General features: G+C 70.7%; 17 protein-coding genes. 10 read left to right on the top strand and 7 right to left on the bottom strand.

Features of this window, described 5'->3' with window-relative positions:
* Nucleotides 1-45 precede the first annotated feature (45 nt).
* Genes F6J84_RS02595 through F6J84_RS02585 form a run of 3 tightly spaced genes read left to right on the top strand, consistent with a single transcriptional unit; the run spans nt 46 to nt 2,845 of the window.
* Entirely contained in the window at nt 46-1,320 is a 1,275-nt protein-coding gene (locus F6J84_RS02595; RefSeq protein WP_150971122.1) for a sensor histidine kinase, read from the top strand.
* Entirely contained in the window at nt 1,308-2,003 is a 696-nt protein-coding gene (locus F6J84_RS02590) for a LuxR C-terminal-related transcriptional regulator (RefSeq protein ID WP_150971120.1), read from the top strand. The genes F6J84_RS02595 and F6J84_RS02590 overlap by 13 nt, the downstream gene beginning before the upstream one ends.
* Nucleotides 2,000-2,845, top strand: a complete 846-nt coding sequence (locus F6J84_RS02585) for a DUF4097 family beta strand repeat-containing protein (RefSeq protein ID WP_150971118.1) — start codon at nt 2,000-2,002, stop codon at nt 2,843-2,845. The genes F6J84_RS02590 and F6J84_RS02585 overlap by 4 nt, the downstream gene beginning before the upstream one ends.
* Nucleotides 2,846-2,936: 91 nt before the next feature.
* Here the strand turns inward: F6J84_RS02585 and F6J84_RS02580 are convergent, their stop codons facing one another.
* From F6J84_RS02580 to F6J84_RS02565, 4 genes are read right to left on the bottom strand one after another with little or no spacing between them, the layout of a single operon-like run.
* Complete coding sequence (locus F6J84_RS02580) at nt 2,937-3,740, bottom strand: ABC transporter ATP-binding protein (RefSeq protein ID WP_150971116.1); 804 nt, start codon at nt 3,738-3,740, stop codon at nt 2,937-2,939.
* Entirely contained in the window at nt 3,737-4,786 is a 1,050-nt protein-coding gene (locus F6J84_RS02575) for a FecCD family ABC transporter permease (RefSeq protein ID WP_238702574.1), read from the bottom strand. Before F6J84_RS02575 ends, F6J84_RS02580 begins: the two co-directional genes overlap by 4 nt.
* Nucleotides 4,783-5,826 (bottom strand): FecCD family ABC transporter permease, encoded by a 1,044-nt coding sequence (locus tag F6J84_RS02570; protein ID WP_150971114.1) that lies wholly within the window; start codon nt 5,824-5,826, stop codon nt 4,783-4,785. Before F6J84_RS02570 ends, F6J84_RS02575 begins: the two co-directional genes overlap by 4 nt.
* The gene (locus F6J84_RS02565; protein ID WP_150971112.1) at nt 5,823-6,848 is read right to left on the bottom strand and encodes an iron-siderophore ABC transporter substrate-binding protein; all 1,026 of its coding nucleotides are present in this window, start codon (nt 6,846-6,848) and stop codon (nt 5,823-5,825) included. Before F6J84_RS02565 ends, F6J84_RS02570 begins: the two co-directional genes overlap by 4 nt.
* Before the next feature lie 201 nt (nt 6,849-7,049).
* Between F6J84_RS02565 and F6J84_RS02560 the strand changes: the two genes are divergently transcribed.
* Nucleotides 7,050-8,504: an aldehyde dehydrogenase family protein gene (locus F6J84_RS02560; protein ID WP_150971110.1), complete on the top strand. Its 1,455-nt coding sequence runs from the start codon at nt 7,050-7,052 to the stop codon at nt 8,502-8,504.
* Nucleotides 8,505-8,657: 153 nt separating this feature from the next.
* On the opposite strand, the gene F6J84_RS02555 is transcribed toward F6J84_RS02560, so the two are convergent.
* Nucleotides 8,658-9,560 (bottom strand): hypothetical protein, encoded by a 903-nt coding sequence (locus F6J84_RS02555; protein WP_150971108.1) that lies wholly within the window; start codon nt 9,558-9,560, stop codon nt 8,658-8,660.
* A gap of 517 nt (nt 9,561-10,077) precedes the next feature.
* On the opposite strand from F6J84_RS02555, the gene F6J84_RS02550 reads away from it, so the two are divergent.
* The gene (locus F6J84_RS02550) at nt 10,078-11,559 is read left to right on the top strand and encodes an HNH endonuclease signature motif containing protein (RefSeq protein WP_150971106.1); all 1,482 of its coding nucleotides are present in this window, start codon (nt 10,078-10,080) and stop codon (nt 11,557-11,559) included.
* A 3-nt stretch (nt 11,560-11,562) separates the two neighbouring features.
* On the opposite strand, the gene F6J84_RS02545 is transcribed toward F6J84_RS02550, so the two are convergent.
* Nucleotides 11,563-12,087: a MarR family winged helix-turn-helix transcriptional regulator gene (locus tag F6J84_RS02545; RefSeq protein WP_238702573.1), complete on the bottom strand. Its 525-nt coding sequence runs from the start codon at nt 12,085-12,087 to the stop codon at nt 11,563-11,565.
* A gap of 119 nt (nt 12,088-12,206) precedes the next feature.
* On the opposite strand from F6J84_RS02545, the gene F6J84_RS02540 reads away from it, so the two are divergent.
* From F6J84_RS02540 to F6J84_RS02525, 4 genes are all read left to right on the top strand, one after another.
* Nucleotides 12,207-13,319, top strand: a complete 1,113-nt coding sequence (locus F6J84_RS02540) for an LLM class flavin-dependent oxidoreductase (protein ID WP_150971102.1) — start codon at nt 12,207-12,209, stop codon at nt 13,317-13,319.
* Nucleotides 13,320-13,340: 21 nt separating this feature from the next.
* Nucleotides 13,341-14,423, top strand: a complete 1,083-nt coding sequence (locus tag F6J84_RS02535) for an LLM class flavin-dependent oxidoreductase (protein WP_150971100.1) — start codon at nt 13,341-13,343, stop codon at nt 14,421-14,423.
* Nucleotides 14,420-15,142, top strand: coding sequence for an NADPH-dependent F420 reductase (locus tag F6J84_RS02530; protein ID WP_238702572.1), 723 nt, complete (start codon nt 14,420-14,422; stop codon nt 15,140-15,142). The genes F6J84_RS02535 and F6J84_RS02530 overlap by 4 nt, the downstream gene beginning before the upstream one ends.
* Nucleotides 15,143-15,208: 66 nt before the next feature.
* A complete protein-coding gene (locus F6J84_RS02525) occupies nt 15,209-16,330 on the top strand; it encodes an ABC transporter ATP-binding protein (protein ID WP_150971098.1) in 1,122 nt (373 codons plus the stop codon).
* Nucleotides 16,331-16,349: 19 nt separating this feature from the next.
* On the opposite strand, the gene glsA is transcribed toward F6J84_RS02525, so the two are convergent.
* Entirely contained in the window at nt 16,350-17,291 is a 942-nt protein-coding gene (gene glsA / locus F6J84_RS02520) for a glutaminase A (protein ID WP_150971096.1), read from the bottom strand.
* A gap of 129 nt (nt 17,292-17,420) precedes the next feature.
* Here glsA and F6J84_RS02515 point away from each other — a divergent pair, with 129 nt between their 5' ends.
* Entirely contained in the window at nt 17,421-18,080 is a 660-nt protein-coding gene (locus F6J84_RS02515; RefSeq protein WP_150971094.1) for a M23 family metallopeptidase, read from the top strand.
* The last annotated feature ends 23 nt before the right edge of the window (nt 18,081-18,103 follow it).

The following is an 18,103-nucleotide window of genomic DNA, read 5'->3' as shown; positions in this document are numbered from 1 at the left end:
GATGGCTCGGGTGTGCGGCCCCGGCCGCGGTCCTACCGTGGAGATATGACTTCCGCCGCCCTCCCGTCCCCGACTCGCACGTGGACGTTCTCCCCCGGCCCCGTGGCCGGGGCCATCGCCCAGCTCGCCGCCCTTGCGCTCGTCGGGCCCGTCGTCTTCACCGTTCTGTTCACCCTCCTCGCGACCGGGGTCGGCCTCATCCCCCTGCTCGGGATCGGCCTCGTCCTGCTCGTCGGCGTCGTGTACGCGCTCTTCGGCGTCGCCTGGCTCGAGGTCGCCCGCGTCGACGGCCTCTACGACCTCGGGCTCCCCGCGCTCCGCCCCCGCGCGCGCCCCCGTCCCGGGTTCGGCGGGTTCCTGCTCGTGCTGTGGCAGCAGTTCATCGACCCGCAGATGTGGCGGGCCGTCGCCAACTTCTCGATCGCCACGGTGCTCGGCTTCATCGTGCTGCCGCTGGTCTCGGTGTTCGCCGCATCCGTGGCGCTCGCCTTCGCCCCGCTCTACGCCGGCGGCGAGGGGACCGTGGAGGTGTGGCTGACCGGCTTCGAGGTCGTCGTCGCCTGGGCTCCCCTGATCGGGATCCTCGGTGCGCTCGTATCGCTCGCGGCGATCGTGGGACTCGGGATGCTGCACGGCGTGCTCTCCCGCGCGATCATGGTGCCCTCCCGCGAGGCGCAGTACGCCGAGGCCGCCCGCACCTCCGACGCCCAGCGCGCCGGGGCCCTGCGCGCCTCCGACCTGGAACGGACCCGGATCGAACGCGATCTGCACGACGGCGTCCAGCCCCGCCTGGTCTCGGTCGGCATGACGCTCGGGCTCGCTCAGCAGAAGATCGACGAGGACCCCGCGGCCGCGAAATCGCTGATCGAGGAGGCGCACACCTCCACCAAGGCGGCCATCACCGAGCTGCGCCAGCTCGCCCGCGGCATCCACGCGTCCGTCCTCGACGACCGCGGGCTCGACGCCGCGTTGTCCGCCCTGGCGGCCCGCTCCCACGTGCCCGTGCACCTCGACGTCCGTCTGAACGGCAGATGCTCGCGCGAGGCGGAGACGGCCGTGTACTTCGCGATCGCCGAGTCCCTCACCAACGCCGCCAAGCACTCACGCGCCGCGGAATGCCGCGTCGTGGTCCGCCTCCGGGACGAGAACGTCCTGTGGGCACGGATCGAGGACAACGGCATCGGCGGGGCCCGGGTCCTGCCCGGTGGCGGGCTCGACGGCATCTCCAACCGGGTGCTCGCCGCCGGCGGCACCTTCCGGCTGGACAGCCCGCAAGGCGGTCCCACGGCACTGGAGGTGAGCGTCCCGTGCGCATCCTGATCTGCGAGGACTCGGTCCTGCTGCGCGAAGGCCTCGTCCGTCTCCTGGAGGACGCCGGCCACCAGGTGGTCGCGGCCCTCCCGGATGCCACCGCCCTCGACGAGACCGTCGCCGAAGTCGCACCGGAGCTCTGCATCCTCGATGTGCGCCTCCCGCCGACGTTCACCGACGAGGGCATCCGAGCCGCCCTGCGCCTGCGCTCTGCCCACCCGGACCTGCCCGTGCTCGTCCTCTCGCAGTACGTCGAGGAGCGCTACGCCAGCGAAATCGTGATCGGACGCGGCGGAGCCCTCGGCTACCTCCTCAAGGACCGCGTCGCGGACGTGCGCGACTTCCTGGAGACGATCGAACGGATCGGCTCCGGCGCGACGGTCCTCGATCCCGAGGTGGTGGCGCAACTGCTCAACCGACGCACCCGCGACGAGCGGATGCAGCGGCTCACCCAGCGGGAGGCGACCGTGCTCGCCCTCATCGCGGAGGGGAAGTCGAACCAGGCGATCGCCGGGACGCTGTTCCTCTCCGAGGCATCCGTCGAGAAGCACATCACCGCCATCTTCCAGAAGCTCGAGCTCGAGCCCGACGAATCCGGCAACCGCCGCGTCCTCGCCGCCCTCGCGCACGTCGAACACGGCTCGTCTCCCGCGGACGCGCCCCACCCGCCCCAGACAGGAGCAGCACGATGACCACCCTCACTCCCCCGCCCGAGACGTCCCCCGTGGCCGAGGTCCCGGCTCCGCGGCCCCCGCGCAACGGTTCCGCCCGCGTCATCGCCATCCTCACGATCGCCCTCGGCGCGGCGCTCATCCTCGGCGCCGTCACGGCGGGGATCGTCCGCACCGTGGCCGCCTCCGCCACCACGTCGGAGACCCGCACGCTGGCGGTGGACGGCGTCTCCGACCTCGACATCGTGGCGAGCGCGGTCGACCTCACGGTCGTCTTCGCGGACGTCGACGAGGCGACGCTCGACATCGTCGAAGGCCGGGGCGGATGGCGCTTCGAACGAGAGGACGACGAGCTGCGGGTGGAGAGCCCGCGCGGACCCTGGTTCGGCGGCTTCTGGTTCGGCGGGAACGGACGGGCGACCCTGACTCTCCCCACCGAGTTGGACGGCGCGGACGCGGCCATGCGCCTGTCGGCCGGATCCCTCACCGCGGGCGGCTCGTTCGGCGACCTCGACCTCGAGGTGTCGGCCGGCGACCTCAGCGTGACCGGCGAGGCGCGCTCCCTCTCGACCGACCTCAACGCGGGCAGCGCGGAACTGCGTCTGGACGGCGTGACGGAGGCGGACTTCTCCCTGTCGGCCGGCCGCGTGGACGCCCGGCTGGCGGGGACCGTCCCCCGGTCCGTGCAGATCGACGTGAGCGCGGGATCCCTGTCCCTGGGGCTGCCGTCGGGCGATTACGACGTGCGCTCCGATGTGAGCGCGGGGAACCTCGACAACAGGCTCGAGCGCGGTTCCGGGGCCCGGGGCACGATCGACGTCACCCTCTCCGCCGGCGAGGTGCGGCTGGGCTCCGCCCGCTGACCCGGACCGGGACGCGTCCACGACGCGGGATGCCGCATCCCGCGTCGTGGACGTCGGTCGTTCTGCGCCGCCGCCCGGACGGGCGCGGCGCTCAGGCGATCCGGTGGTGGCGGCCGATCGGGAGCATGAGCGGCTTACCGGACACCGGATCGACGATCACCCTGCTGTCCAGACCGAACACCGCGCGCACGCAGTCCTCCGTCAGCACCCGCTCCGGCGCTCCCGCGGCGTGGATCGCACCGTCCTGGATCGCCACGAGGTGATCGGCGTACCGGGCCGCGAGATTCAGATCGTGGAGCACCATCACGATGGTGGTCCCCCGAGAGCGGTTCAAATCGGTCAGCAGATCGAGCACCTCGACCTGGTGGCTCACGTCGAGGAACGTGGTCGGCTCGTCCAGCAGCAGCACATCGGTGCGCTGTGCGAGCGCCATCGCGATCCACACGCGCTGGCGCTGTCCCCCGGAGAGCTCGTCCACCGCGCGGTCGGCGAGCCCGGTGGTGTCCGTGGCGGCCAGCGCGTCGGCCACCGCGACGTCGTCCTCGCGGGTCCACCGCGAGAGGATCCCTTGATGGGGATGTCTCCCGCGGCCGACCAGGTCGGCGACGGTGATCCCCTCGGGCGCGATCGGCGACTGCGGCAGCAGGCCGAGCGTCCGGGCGAGTTCCTTCGCCGGCATCCGGTGCACGTCCGCCCCGTCGAGCAGCACGTGACCGCCCTTCGGCGCGAGCAGACGCGACATGGAACGCAGCAACGTGGACTTGCCGCAGGCGTTGGCACCGACGACGGCGGTGATGCGTCCGGGCGGAACGACGAGGTCGAGGTCGCTGATCACCGTGCGATCGGCGTACCCGAGGGCGAGCCGTTCGGCGACGAGCGTGTGGTCGGCGGTCATAGCGAGCCTCCCGCGCGGTTGGTACGGATGATGAGGTAGACGAGGTAGGGGGCGCCCAGCACGCCGGTGACGATCCCGACCGGGTAGCGCAGCCCCAGCAGGTGCTGGCCGACCAGATCCCCGGCGAGCACGAGCAGCGCGCCGACGAGAGCGGCGGGGATGAGCGGGGAGCCGTGGGGGCCGACGATGCGGGCGGCGATCGGCCCCGCGAGGAACGCGACGAAGGCGATCGGACCGGTCGCCGCGGTCGCGAAGGCGATGAGGCCCACGGCCGCGACGATGACGATGAGACGGGTGCGCTCCACCCGCACGCCCAGCGCACCCGCCGTGTCGTCGCCGAGTTGCAGCACGGAGAGGTCGCGCGTACGCGCGAGCAGCACCGGTCCGAGCACCAGCAGCGCGATGAGCACGGGCCAGGTCTGCTCCCAGCCGACACCGTTGAGGCTCCCGGTCAGCCAGCGCGCGGCCTCCTGGAGGTCCCACTGGCCCGCCTGCGAGAGGACGTACTGCGTCACGCTCTCGAGCATGGCCGCCATGCCGATCCCGATGAGGATGAGGCGAGTGCCGGCACCCCCGCGGTGCGACGCGAGCAGGTGGATGAGCAGGGCGACGCTGAGGCCCGCGACGATCGCGAGCGCGGACACGGCCGCTCCGCTGAGCCCCAGCATGACGATCGCGAACGCGGCGGCGGCGCTCGAGCCGGCGCTGATCCCGATGATGTCGGGGCTGGCGAGCGGGTTGCGCAGCATCGTCTGGAACGTGACGCCGGCCAGCCCGAAGCACAGTCCGACGAGCACCGCCAGAACGGCCCGGGGCAGTCGCAGCCTGCCCACCGTGAAGGTCGCCCCGGCGATGTCCTGACCGAGGATCACCCCGACGACGTCGCTCGGGGGGTAGAACGTGTTGCCCACCATCAGGCTCGTCGCGAAGAGGACCGCGATCAGCCCGACCAACGTCGCCATGACGCGACGCCGGCGCCGGGCACGCCGGATGCGGCCCGCGGCCACGTCGTCGGTGCGCGCCGTAGCGACCCCCGGCGCGCTCACAGCGACCTGACCTTCCGCGACCGCACGATCCAGATGAAGAAGGGCGCGCCGATCAGCGAGGTGATGATGCCCACGTCGATCTCGCTGGGCCGGGCGACGATGCGGCCGACGATGTCGGAGGCGACGAGCAGGCCCGCGCCGGTCAGCGCCGAGAAGGGCAGCAGCCAGCGGTGATCGATGCCCACGAGCAGGCGGCAGGCATGCGGGACGAGCAGGCCGACGAAGGCGATCGGTCCGGCCACCGCCGTCGCCGCACCGCACAGCAGAACCGCACCGAGCGCGGCGACCGCCCGGACGACCGCGACCCGTTCGCCGAGCCCGGCGGCGAGGTCGTCGCCGAGGGCCAGGGAGTTCAGGCTCCGCGCCGAGAGCAGGCTGATCACGAAACCCGCGACGACGAACGGCAGGACGAGCATCGTGGTGTCCCAGGTCGCACCCCCCACACCGCCGATGAGCCAGGAACGGACGGACCCGGCGATGTCGCCGCGGGGCAGCCAGACCGCCGTGACGAACGAGGCCAGCGCGGCGGAGGTGGCGGCGCCGGCGAGGGCCAGCTTCAACGGAGTGGCACCGCCACGGCCGAGGGAACCGACCGTGTAGACGAAGACCGCGGCGAGCGCGGCACCCAGGATGGCTACCCAGACGAAACCCGAGGCGCTGGCCAGACCGAACCAGGCGATCCCGATGACGACGGCCAGGGCCGCTCCGAGGTTCACCCCCAGGATGCCGGGGTCCGCGAGCGGATTGCGGGTCACGCCCTGCATCACGGCGCCCGATACGCCGAGCGCCGCTCCGACGATCAGGGCGAGGACGGTACGGGGCACGCGGGTGACCACCGCCGCCTGTCCCAGGTTCTCGGTACCGCCCAGCACCCCGGCGATCGCATCCGTCCAGGACACCTCCCGGGAACCCACGAGGATGGACGCGACGCAGAGCAGCACCAGGAGGACGACGACCGCGCCGAGCCACAGCAGGCGCACGCGGTTCGGGCGCCGCACGATGGCGACGCCCGAACCGGACCGGGGGGAGGTCGTGGTCACTTCACCTTGTCGGCGGCAGCCGCGAGAAGCGCGAGGTAGTCGTCGAGCACCCACGAGATGGCCAGCGGAGTCGGGTTCGCAGCGGTGCCGAGGGGGCCCGCGCCGTCCAGCGAGACGATCGCACCATTGGCCACAGCGGGCATCTGCGCCAGCAGCGGGCTCGACTCGAGGGTGCTGATGAGCGTGTCGTCACCGTAGGTCACGATCAGATCCACGTCGGCGAACTGATCGATCTGTTCGGCGCTGATCGTTCCGGAGAACTTCTCGTTCTCCGCCGATGCGTCCGCGACGCTCTGGGGCGTCGTGAGCCCGAGGTCGGTGAAGAACGCGGCGCGGGTGTCATGCGCGGTGTAGAAGCTGACCTCGCTGAGATCGCTCGGGTCGACGTGGGTGAGGAACATCGTGGAGGTCCCCTCCAGCTGCGGGTACTCGGCGACCGCATCCGAGATCTGCGACTCGATGTCGGTCACGAGCACCGCACCCTCGGCGGCCATGCCCATGCCGGCGGCGTTCAGCTCGATCGTGTCCCGCCAGGAGGTGGCCCACGGCTGCTCCGGGTAGGCGATCACCGGGGCGATCTCGCTCAGGGTGTCGTAGTCCTCCTGGGTCAGGCCCGAGTAGGCGGCGAGGATCACGTCGGGCGCGGTGTCCGCGACGGCCTCGAAATCGATTCCATCGGTCTCGTCGAACAGCACCGGGGTCGCCCCGCCGAGCTCCTCGAGCTTCTCCTCCACCCAGGGCAGCATGCCGTCGCCGTCGTCGTCGCCGAAGTTGGCCGCGGCCATGCCGACCGGCACGATACCCAGGGCGAGCGGGACCTCGTGGTTCGCCCACTGCACGGTCGCCACGCGCTCCGGCTTCTCGGTGAGCGTGGTGGTGCCGAGCGCGTGCTCGATCGTGATCGGGTACTCGTCGCCGGCTCCGGCGGCGGCGGCATCCGTGTCGGACGATCCGGCGCAGGCGCTGAGCAGGAGTGCGGCGACGGCCGTGGCGGCGACGGCCGCGAAGCGACGTGAACGCATGAGTGGGCTCCAGGTGTGTGCGGTGGGGATGTCTCACCTGTTCCGGATTCCACGCGGGAGCATCCGTGGTTAGGTGAGGCTTACCTGACCACCGTAGACCGCGGCAGTGTCGCGGCGCAAACCGCCCCGCCCTCCCCCGCCACGGCCCACGGTGGGCCACCGTGGTGGCAAGATGTCGGCACGACGACGACGGGAGAGACGATGACGTTCTTCGCGCAGGACCTCTGGAATGGGCGGGGCTATTCGGGCGGCTGGGTGCACTTCCACGAGACCGTGGGGGTGACCTCACCCTCGACCGGCGCCGCACTGGCCGAGATCGGCATCGGCAGTCCGGAGGACATGGCCGACGCGGTGGACCGCGCCGACACCGCCCAGCCTTCCTGGGCGGCGGTATCGGCGGAGGAACGCGCCACCGTGATGCGGCGCGCCGCCGCGCTCGTCGAGGAGCATGCCGACGTGCTCATCGGCTGGCTCGTCACCGAGGCGGGATCGGCCCAGGGGAAGGCTGCGTTCGAAGTCGGACTCGTCGCCGCCGAGCTGCACCAGGCCGCGGCGACCGCGCTCATGCCCTACGGGCAGCTGCTCACGTCCGCCCAGCCGCGGCTGAGCATGGCACGTCGCCGTCCGGTCGGCGTGGTCGGGGTGATCTCGCCCTTCAACTTCCCGGCGATCCTGGCCGCACGCTCGGTGTTCCCCGCGCTCGCGCTCGGGAACGCGGTCGTCCTCAAACCCGATCCGCGCACCGCGATCTCCGGCGGGCTCTTCCTCGCCGCCATCCTGGAGGAGGCCGGGCTTCCCGAAGGGGTGTTCGCCGTCGTCCCGGGCGGCGTGGAGGCCGCCGGGGTCCTCGTCGACCACCCCGCGGTGCCCGTGATCTCGTTCACCGGGTCGACCAGCGCCGGTCGCGCCATCGGCGAACGAGCGGGTCGACACCTCAAGCGTGCGCACCTGGAGCTCGGCGGCAACAACGCCATGATCGTGATGCCCGATGTGGACGTGGCGGCAGCCGCATCCGCCGGCGCGTGGGGGTCTTTCCTGCATCAGGGACAGATCTGCATGACGACCGGGCGCCACGTCGTGCACGCGGACGTCTACGACGAGTACACGACACTGCTGGCACAGAAGGCCCGCGCCCTCGTCGCCGCAGACCCCTCCACCGGTGCGCCGCTCGGGCCCGTCATCGACGCGCATCAGCGCGACCGCGTCCATGATCTCGTCACCGCAAGCGTGGAAGCCGGGGCGAATCTGCTGGCCGGAGGGAATTACACCGGCCTCTTCTACCAGCCGACCGTGCTCGCAGACGTCCGCACCGACCATCCCGCTTTCACCGAGGAGGTCTTCGGCCCGGTGGCACCCATCCTGCGCTTCGAGGATGCAGACGAGGCCGCCGACATCGTGAACGGCAGCGAGTACGGGCTGTCGGTCTCGATCCTGGCCGGAGACGCCTTCGCGGCACTGGAGTTCGGCGATCATCTGCGCTGCGGCATCCTGCACATCAACGATCAGACGGTGGACGACGAGGCGCAGGCCCCCTTCGGCGGCACGGGTTTCTCCGGCAACGGCGCCCGCTTCGGCGGCCATGAGGCCAACATCGAGGCGTTCACCGACACCCAGTGGGTGACGGTGCAGTCCCGCATCCGGCCGTATCCATTCTGAGTTCACCGCCCGGGGACGCTCGGTCTTCGGGATCCGCGATCTCGGTCGCGGCGCCGGGACGAACGGACGCGGAGAAGACGAGGACCCCGGCCCGCGTTCGGGCGCGGGCCGGGGTCCAGAGTGGCCCTCGCACCCCGGCGAGGGCGGAGCCGGTCATTCTCGGGCGAATCGACGGATTCCCATGAGCAGCAGACCGAGGGCGAGCGCTCCTGCGCCGCCGAACAGGACGGGGAGTCCGGCGTTCGTGCCCGTCACGGCCAGAGCCGTCGGCTGGGCGGGCGCGGCCTTCTCAGCCGCCGCCGTCGTCTTCGTCTTCGTGATCACCGCAGGAGTTGCCGTGCACTCGACTGCGGGGTGCTGGATCTCCTCGGTGACGGCCGGAATCGCCGGCTTACCGGGGACTCCGGGGATACCGGGGACGTACTCCTGGTCCACGACCTTGACCTCTTCCGTCACGGCCGGGTGCTCGACGGTGTGCGTCTCCGCCTCGTGATGCACGGTCTTGGTGACCGCTTCGAGGTAGAACCAGTCGCCGTTGCCCGCGTTGCCGTGGGAACGGAAGTACGCGCCCGCGACACCGATGCCGTGCGGGTCACCCTGCACGTTCGCCTGCCAGTCGCCGCTCGGGAAGGTCGGAGCGCTGTCGGAGGTGTGCGGACCGCCGGTCCACGAGTAGTGCTGCCAGTGATCGAACACCTCCTCGTCCCAGGCCTCCTTGTCGATGACCGTCTCGGTCCACGCCTCCTGGATGACGACGATTTCGATGTGGCTGATCTCGGGGATTTCGGGAACCGCCGGGATGGCGGGAACGGCCGGCACCTCCGGGGTGATGACGACCGTCTCGGTCCAGGCCTCGCTCGGAACGCACACGGCGTTCACCCCGACGTTCGCGGCGGGGGCATCGAGCGTGATCTCGGCGCCCTCCGCGACGTTCGCGGCTGATGCAGTGAGCGTGAACCCGGCGCCGTCCGCAGCGTTCGCGGCGGATGCGCCGAGCATGAGCGGGCTCGCGCCGATGAGGAGTGCCGCAGCGGCACTCGCAACGAGCTTCCTCATGGGATCTCCTTTCGAACCGGTGGCTGCGGAGGCTCTGGGCGGCAATGCCGCATCTCCTGCGGCGACCGCTTCGCCTCCGGTGGCTCGGCCCACCACGCACACCGGCCGGTAGTGCGCCCAGGGAGACCTCGACGTCCTCGGTCATCCCGTGCACGCTCACCTCCTCCTGTGCGGGCGGCTGCCGCGATCCATCCCAGCCGCTGAGGGCAGGCGCATTGACGTCCCCGACGGGAATGGAGCACGTCTGCTCGGGGGAAACCCGCACCCCGCCCGCACGCGCTGAGTATCGATGGCGCGGGTCCTGAGCACTGGCGGTGGCGGTGGCGGTGGCGGTGTCGGTGTCGCGCTTGGTCGATGGCGGTGTCGGTGACGCGCTTGGTCGATTGCGGTTTCGGTGACCCGTTCTGTCCTCCTCCACAGGGGACGATTTCGCGAGTTATCCACGGGTTTGAATCAGCTCCTGATCTGGGGCTTCATCGGGGCGGGGAATGTCGGTGGCCCTCACCAGAATGGGGGTATGACATCGAGACTCCCCTTCGGCACCAGCGACGCGGACGCCGCTGTGCTGGCCGGGTTGGTGTCGACATCGCGGCAGGTGCTGGCGCAGAAGAACGCCGGTGATGCGGGCGAGGTCCGGTTCCTCGCCGACGCCGGTACGTTCGCGCTCCGGCAGGCCGGGAAGAACTCCGTGCAGGCCAAGGAGATGGCACTGCGGTCCGTCGCAGCGGAGATCGCGGCGGCGTGGCACGACTCGGACCGGTCCGTGCTCTCCCGGATGAACCGGGCGATGACCCTCGTCGACCACTACCCGGAAACGATGGCCGCATTCGAGCAGGGCCGGATCCTCCGCCGGCACGTCGACCTGGTCGTGGAATGCGGCGCCCCGTTGGATACGGAAGCGCGGGCGTTGTTGGATGCGGCCGCGGTCGTGCAGTGCGAGCAGAACTCCCCCAACCGGGCGAGACCCCTGCTGCAGATGCTCGCGGAATCGCTGCAGCCCCGCACACTCACCGACCGGCACCAAGACGCGAGGGAACACCGCCGCGTCCGCATCCTCCCGTTGGACGACGGCATGGCCGAACTGATCGTCACCCTCCCGGCCACGCTGGCACACGCGATCCTGGACCGGCTCACCCGACAGGCCACCGCGGTGAAGGACGTCCGGGAACGCGCGCGGGTGACAGCAGGAGAGCAGCGGGAGAATGCGGCTGCGGTCGCGGCACAGGACGGTCTGGGCGGGGTGGATGACGATCCCTCACCGGCGGAAGTCCTCGCATCGGATGAGCGGACCACCGATCAGATCCGCGCGGACCTGCTCGCGGACATGCTCCTCACCACCACCCCTGGTGCGGACCCCCACCTCCCCGGCGACGGGGCCGACGGGTTGGGGGCGATCCGGGCCGTCGTGCAGGTCACCGTCCCCGTGCTCACCCTCCTCGGGCAAAGCGACCTCCCCGCCGACCTCGCCGGGATGTCCCCCATCGACCCGGCCACCGCTCGCACCCTCGCCGGGAACAGCACGGGGCTGGACCGGATCCTCACCCACCCGATCACCGGGGCCGTGCTCACCACCGACCGATACCAGCCCACCGCCGACCTGAAACGATTCCTCCGCGGCAGAGACCACCGCTGCCGATTCCCCGGCTGCCGGATGCCCGCCATCCGCTCCGACATCGACCACACCCGCGACCACGCCCACGGCGGACCCACCGACGCCGGAAACCTCGCCCACCTCTGCCGCGGACACCACACCCTCAAACACGCCACACCCTGGAAAGTCAGACAACTCCCCCACGGGATCCTGGAATGGACCTCCCCCGCCGGACACACCTACACCGACCACCCACCCGGACCCGCCCTCCCCGGCGCCACCGCGGCATCCCTCGTCGGCACCGGCACGCCACCAGACGCCCGCGGACCACGCGACGCCGACAGGCCATCCGTCGCCGGCAGACCACCCGTCACCTTCACGCCCGACGGCGACCCGCCGCCCTTCTGACGGTCAGCCTGCGCCGGCTCCTGCCTGAGCTTCCAGCCCGGCCGGTTCCCGCGGGGGCCCGGCCGGTTCCCGCCGGGGTCCGGTCGGTTCGAGCTGAAGATGCCGGCGCAGGGCGGAATCGATCTCATCGAGGCTCGCCAGGAGGTCGGGGGTCAGCGCGTCGAGGAACAACTCCCGCACGGCGCGCAGGTGCGGGACGGATCCCGCCCGGAACGTCTCGCGACCGTGCTCCGTCGCGGTCACGTCGATCCCGTGCACGTCGTCGGGGCAGGGCTCCCGACAGATCAGCCGGCGTTTCTCCATCCGACCCAGATGATGCGACAGCCGACTGCGCTCCCACCCGATGAGGGTCGCCAGCTCCGACGACCGCAGCGTGTACCGGGGCGCCTCCGTGAGGGCGAGCAGCACCTGGTAGTCGCCCGCCGACAGGGACGACTCGCTCTGCATCCGACTCCCGAGGCGCGTGCGCAGGACCTCCGCCGTCTCGACGTAGTCCCGCCAGATCCGCAGCTGCTCACCGGTGGGCATGGTCCTGCGCGTCTCGCCCATTTCGCTCGTCTCCGTCCGAGGGAATTGATACGTCAACGTCGATGTTACTCATTGACACGTCAATCCGGACGGACCGGAGACGGGACGGGACACGGACCATGGCCATTCGGATCGAGGATGTCGAGTTCGGCCTCGACTCATTCGGTGACGTCGCCACGGACGGCGGACGGGTGATGTCGGATGCGGAGACGCTCCGCCTGCTCGTCGACGAAGCGCGACTCGCGGAGCACGTCGGTCTCGATTCTTTCAGCGTCGGTGAGCATTACCGGGACGGAATGGTCGACTCGGCCACTCCGGTCATCCTGGCGGCGATCGGACAGGCGACCTCGACGATCGGTCTCGGCACGTCGGTGACCGTCCTGTCGACGCAGGATCCGGTACGGCTGTACCAGCAGTTCGCGACCGTCGACGGACTCTCCGGCGGGCGCGCGCATCTGGTTCTGGGCCGCGCCTCGGCCACGGAATCGTTCCCGCTGTTCGGCTACGACATCGCCGAGTACGAGCAGCTGTTCGAGGAGAAGCTCGACCTGTTCCTCCGGCTGATGCGCGAGGATCGCGTGACCTGGACAGGCGGATACCGCGCTCCCCTGCTGGACGTCCGCCTGCACCCGCGGATGCCGGAGGGCGGCATCCCCGCCTGGATCGGCATCGGCGGCAGCCCCGACTCCGTCATCCGCGCCGCCCGCCACGGTCTGCCCCTCATGATGGCGATCATCGGCGGTCGCCCTGAGCGCTTCGCCGGGCACGCCGAGCTGTACCTGCGTGCACTGGAGCGGTTCGGTCACCCCGAGCTCCCCATCGGGCAGCACTCCCTCGGCTTCATCGCCGACACGGATGAGGAGGCGAAGGACACGCACTGGCGGTATTGGGAGCCCGTCGTCGAGGCGCTCGGCAGGGAGCGCGGGTTCTACCCGCCGACGCTGGAGCGCTACCGGCAGGAGGTCGACTCGGGTGCGCTGTACGTCGGATCACCGCAGACGGTGGCCCGAAGGATCGCGGCGGTCGTGCGCGCCAACCACCTGTCCCGATTCGACCTGAAGTACGACGTGCTGCACCTGCCGCGCGACGCCCGCGAGACCAGCATCCGTCTCTTCGGCGAGCGGGTCGTTCCGCTCGTGCGCGAACTGCTCCACGACGATCCCGGTGAGTGGCGGCTCACTGGCCGCGCACCGGCGGAGATCGTCAAGGGCGGCACCGCCGTCCACGCCTGAGACCCACGAAAGGAAGACATCATGATCGACCCCACCCGCTTCGAGTTCGGCATGGACACGTTCGGAGACCTGCCCCGCGACGATCACGGCGCCGTCGTGTCCTACGGCGAGGCCATCCGCGCCACGCTCGCCGAGGCCGTCCTCGGCGACGACATCGGCATCGACGCGATCGCCATCGGCGAACACCACCGCCCCGAGTTCGCGATCTCCTCGCCGGAGACGGTGCTCGCCGGCATCGCCACCGTCACGAACCGCATCCGCCTCGGTTCCGGGGTGACCGTGCTCTCCTCCGACGACCCCGTGCGTGTGTTCGAGCGCTTCGCCACGGTCGACGCCCTCTCGCGCGGGCGCGCCGAAGTGATCCTCGGCCGCGGGTCCTTCACCGAGTCGTTCCCTCTGTTCGGATACGACCTCTCCGACTACGAGGTGCTCTTCGACGAGAAGATCGACCTGTTCCACGCCCTGCTCGACGAGAAGCCGGTCACCTGGGAGGGGACGACGCGCGCGGCCCTGCACGAGGCTGATGTGTTCCCCAAGACCGAGTCCGGACACTTGCGCACCTGGGTCGGCGTCGGCGGGACGCCGCAGTCCGTGATCCGCACCGCGCACTACGGATTCCGGTTGATGCTCGCCATCATCGGCGGGGCGCCCGCCCGATTCGCGCCGTACGTGGACCTCTACCGCCGAGCCGCGGATCAACTGGGCACCACCGCACATCCCGTGGGGATGCACTCCCCCGGCTTCATCGCCGAGACGGATGCGGAGGCGAAGGAGCTCTTCTACCCCGGCTACAAGGTGATCCGGGACCGGATCGGGGCCGAGCGCGGCTGGGCGCCGCTGCAGCCCGCGGAGTTCGAGGCCGACGTCGCGCACGGCTCGCTCTACGTCGGTTCACCCGAGACCGTCGCCCGCAAGATGGCCGACGCCATCCGGACGCTCGATGTCGGCCGGTTCGATCTCATCTACACGGCAGGCGGCGCCCTGGCGGCGAGCACCCGGCTGCGTGCGGTCGAGCTGTACGGCACGAAGGTGATCCCGATGGTCCGCGAGCTGCTCGCCGAGACGCCCCGGCCGGCCATGACCGGAGCGGCGTTCCGGCGATGAACGAGAGGAACGACATGCACCCGCGAGCCGGCACGACCGTCGGCATCCTCGGAGCCGGCAAGGTCGGCACCGTGCTGGCGCGCCTGGCGGTGTCCGCGGGGTACCGGGTCCTCATCGCAGGCTCCGGCGACCCTGACCGGATCGCCCTGACGATCGACGTGCTCGCGCCCGGCGCGACGGCCGTCCGCCCCGCGGAGGCCGCCCGGGAGGCCGACATCGTCGTTCTCGCCCTCCCGCTGGGCAAGCACCGGCTCGTCCCGGTCGGAGAGCTCGCGGGCAAGCTCATCGTGGACGCCATGAACTACTGGTGGGAGACCGACGGCATCCGCGACGACCTCGACGATCCTCGCACCTCGACGAGCGAGATCGTGCAGGACTTCCTCGCGCGCTCGCGGGTCGTGAAAGCACTCAACCACATGGGCTACCACGACCTCCAGGAGGAGGCACGTCCGGCCGGAACACCCGGCCGGAAGGCCATCGCGATCGCGGGCGACCACGCTCGCGACCTCGTCCGCATCGCAGACTTCATCGACGCGCTGGGCTTCGACCCCGTCGTCGTCGGACCGCTCGCCGCGGGCGTCGTCCTGCAGCCCGGTCACCCCACCTTCGGCGCGGATCTCCCCGCCGGAGACCTGCGCCGGCTCATCGACGCGATCTCAGCCGCGGCGCGGACCGACGCCGAGTCGGAACGCGTCGACCTGACCGCGCCCCCGGCCTGAGCGCCGGGCCCCTCCCTCACCACGACATCCCGGCCGCCAACCGGCGCCGGCGAAAGGAAAGAAGAAATGGCAAGTGTGACGTTCGACCGTGCGACGCGGGTCTATCCCGGCGTCGCACGCCCTGCGGTCGACGAACTCGACCTGCACGTCGACGACGGCGAGTTCCTCGTCCTGGTCGGCCCCTCGGGCTCAGGGAAGTCCACCTCCCTGCGCATGCTCGCGGGTCTCGAGGAGGTGGGCGCCGGGCGCATCCTGATCGGTGACCGCGACGTGACCGACGTGCCCCCGAAGGACCGCGACATCGCGATGGTCTTCCAGAACTACGCGCTCTACCCGCACATGACCGTCGCCGAGAACATGGGCTTCGCGCTCAAGATCGCCGACGTCGGCAAAGAAGAACGCGCCACCCGCGTCCTCGAAGCCGCCAAGCTCCTCGACCTCGAGCAGTACCTCACCCGCAAACCCAAGGCCCTCTCCGGTGGTCAGCGTCAGCGCGTCGCGATGGGCCGCGCCATCGTCCGCCAGCCCCAGGTGTTCCTCATGGACGAACCCCTGTCGAACCTCGACGCGAAGCTGCGCGTGCAGACCCGCACCCAGATCGCGTCCCTGCAGCGGCGCCTCGGCGTCACCACCGTCTACGTCACCCACGACCAGACCGAAGCCCTCACCATGGGCGACCGCATCGCCGTCCTCAAGGACGGCCTCCTCCAGCAGGTCGGCACCCCCCGCGACCTCTACGAACGTCCCAAGAACGTCTTCGTCGCCGGCTTCATCGGCTCCCCCGCCATGAACCTGTTCGCCGCGGACGTGAACGAACAGGGGGTTCGCTTCGGCACCGGAACGGTTCCCGTCGACCGCGTCGCGCTCGCACCCGCCGGCCGCCGCGTCACCCTGGGCGTCCGGCCGGAGGACGTGATCATCGGGGAGGCGAGGGATGCGGGTCTCACCGTGACCGTGGACCTCGTCGAGGAGCTCGGCGCCGACGGCTATCTCTATGGACACGCGGAGGTCGATGGTGAGCGCGTCGACATCATCGCGCGCGTGGACGGACGGATCCACCCCGATGCGGGTGACACGGTCTCCGCGATCCCCCGACCCGGACGCATCCACCTGTTCGACGTGGACAGCGGGGAACGGCTGGACTCCGCCCTCGCGGAGCGGCTCGTCGGTGCGCCCGCATCCACCTAGTTGCGATCGATGCGCTCGGTCAGTGGCCCGTCGCGGAACCGAAGACGTGCAGGCCGAGGTCGTCGCTCAGTCGCTGACTGGCCGCGCGGCCGCGGACGCTCGTGCCCTGCTCGTCCAGCGGCGGGCTGACCGCGGCCGCGCCGAGCCGACCAGGGGCGGCCAGCACGATGGCCCCCGAGACGCTCGACTTGGCAGGGATCCCCACGGCCCGCATCCATCGCCCGGAGCCGTCGTACACGCCGCACGTCGCCATCACCGACACGACGTCGCGGGCCACCCGGCCGGGGATCACCTGCTCGCCGGTCACGGGGTTGCGCCCGCCCAGCGCGAGGGTCGCGCCCATCACCGCGAGGGACTCGGCATCCACCAGCACGGCGCACGCACGGGCGTAGACGGCGACGGCGTCATCGGCGCTGACGTTCAGAGTGCCTTCGGCGCGCATGAGGTGGGCGAGGGCGTGATTCCGGTCCCCGAGGAGGTGCTCGTCACGCGCCACCCCCTCGTCGACGTCGAGCGCGCGGCCGGCGAAGGCCGAGAGCCCCTCGAGGATGCGCTCGTCACGCGCCTGGACGTCGTCGCCGTGCACGAGCGCTGCCGTCAGGAGCGCACCGGCGTTGACCATGGGGTTCGGCGGCCGACCCGTGCTGCTTTCCAGCTTGATCGCGTCGAAGGCCTCGCCGGTGGGCTCGATCCCGATGCGGTCCAGAGCCGCGCCGTCCGTGTCGAGCAGCGCGAGCGCGAACAGGAAGGGCTTCACCGCGGACTGCACACTGAAAGCCATCCGAGCCTGCGTGCTTCCGCGCACCTCGCCATCGGGCAGCGCCAGCGCGATCGCGCAGAACTCGTCGTCGGCGGCGGCGAGCTGCGGGATGCTGTCGTCGACCTCACCCCCGCGTTCCTCGAACACCGCGGCTCGCAACCGCTCCATGTCGTACGTGCGGGGGTCGCGGCGGCTGCTCATGCCCCTACCCTGACACGGCTATCGAACGCGCCGGACGGGGTGGACGGACACGACGATGGGGCCTCTTGCTCTCGTAACCTCCCGCTTATAGATTCTTCGCACTCATAGATTCTTCGCACGGAAGTTGCGATGCCCGATCCCCTCGTCCTCGAACCGCCGTTCCGCGGACGCTGGCTGACACAGAACAGCCCGGCCCACCGCATCCCGAGCCACGGCACCCATCTGTTCGGCCTCACGTATGCCGTCGACTTCGTCGCCGTGGATGCGCGCGGCCGCTCCGCTCAGCCCTCGTGGCGCAGCCGACTATCGGTCGAATCGCCGGAGCACTTCACGGGCTTCGGCCAACCGATCCTCGCGCCCGCCACAGGCGTCGTCTTCTCGACGCTCGACGGCGAGGACGATCATGTCGCGCGGCGGTCGGTCATCGCGCTCCTCTCCTACGCTACGACCCAGCAGATGCGCATACGGTCAGGTCCTGCCGCGATCGCGGGAAATCACGTCGTCATGTCCCTCGGCGAGGGCGGGCCGTTCCTGACGATCGCGCATCTGCGCCGGGGCAGCGTGCGGGTGCGGGCGGGCGATGCCGTCTCGGTGGGCGACCAGGTCGGCGAGTGCGGAAACTCGGGCAACAGCACGGAGCCGCACGTGCACCTTCACGCCACCGATTCGGCGGACTGGTCGCTCGCGCGGGGCCTACCCATCTCATTCCGTGATTATCGACTCGCAGGGTCGAGCACGCTCGTGACGCAGGGAATGCCCGGCGAGGGCGAGATCATCGACGTCGGGTGAGGCATCCGAGGGGAGGTCTCCCC

The organism is Microbacterium caowuchunii, assembly GCF_008727755.1.
Lineage (GTDB): Bacteria > Actinomycetota > Actinomycetes > Actinomycetales > Microbacteriaceae > Microbacterium > Microbacterium caowuchunii.
The sequence above is the reverse complement of the archived record's forward strand: the minus strand, read 5'-3'. Positions and strand labels throughout refer to the sequence as shown.

Coding starts and splice junctions, on each gene's coding strand:
- F6J84_RS02550 (WP_150971106.1), top strand. CDS start 10,078: ATGACATCGAGACTCCCCTTCGGCACCAGCGACGCGGACGCCGCTGTG.
- F6J84_RS02525 (WP_150971098.1), top strand. CDS start 15,209: ATGGCAAGTGTGACGTTCGACCGTGCGACGCGGGTCTATCCCGGCGTC.
- F6J84_RS02515 (WP_150971094.1), top strand. CDS start 17,421: ATGCCCGATCCCCTCGTCCTCGAACCGCCGTTCCGCGGACGCTGGCTG.
- F6J84_RS02555 (WP_150971108.1), bottom strand. CDS start 9,560: ATGAGGAAGCTCGTTGCGAGTGCCGCTGCGGCACTCCTCATCGGCGCG.
- F6J84_RS02545 (WP_238702573.1), bottom strand. CDS start 12,087: ATGCCCACCGGTGAGCAGCTGCGGATCTGGCGGGACTACGTCGAGACG.
- F6J84_RS02585 (WP_150971118.1), top strand. CDS start 2,000: ATGACCACCCTCACTCCCCCGCCCGAGACGTCCCCCGTGGCCGAGGTC.
- F6J84_RS02535 (WP_150971100.1), top strand. CDS start 13,341: ATGATCGACCCCACCCGCTTCGAGTTCGGCATGGACACGTTCGGAGAC.
- F6J84_RS02560 (WP_150971110.1), top strand. CDS start 7,050: ATGACGTTCTTCGCGCAGGACCTCTGGAATGGGCGGGGCTATTCGGGC.
- F6J84_RS02530 (WP_238702572.1), top strand. CDS start 14,420: ATGAACGAGAGGAACGACATGCACCCGCGAGCCGGCACGACCGTCGGC.
- glsA (WP_150971096.1), bottom strand. CDS start 17,291: ATGAGCAGCCGCCGCGACCCCCGCACGTACGACATGGAGCGGTTGCGA.
- F6J84_RS02580 (WP_150971116.1), bottom strand. CDS start 3,740: ATGACCGCCGACCACACGCTCGTCGCCGAACGGCTCGCCCTCGGGTAC.
- F6J84_RS02595 (WP_150971122.1), top strand. CDS start 46: ATGACTTCCGCCGCCCTCCCGTCCCCGACTCGCACGTGGACGTTCTCC.
- F6J84_RS02540 (WP_150971102.1), top strand. CDS start 12,207: ATGGCCATTCGGATCGAGGATGTCGAGTTCGGCCTCGACTCATTCGGT.
- F6J84_RS02565 (WP_150971112.1), bottom strand. CDS start 6,848: ATGCGTTCACGTCGCTTCGCGGCCGTCGCCGCCACGGCCGTCGCCGCA.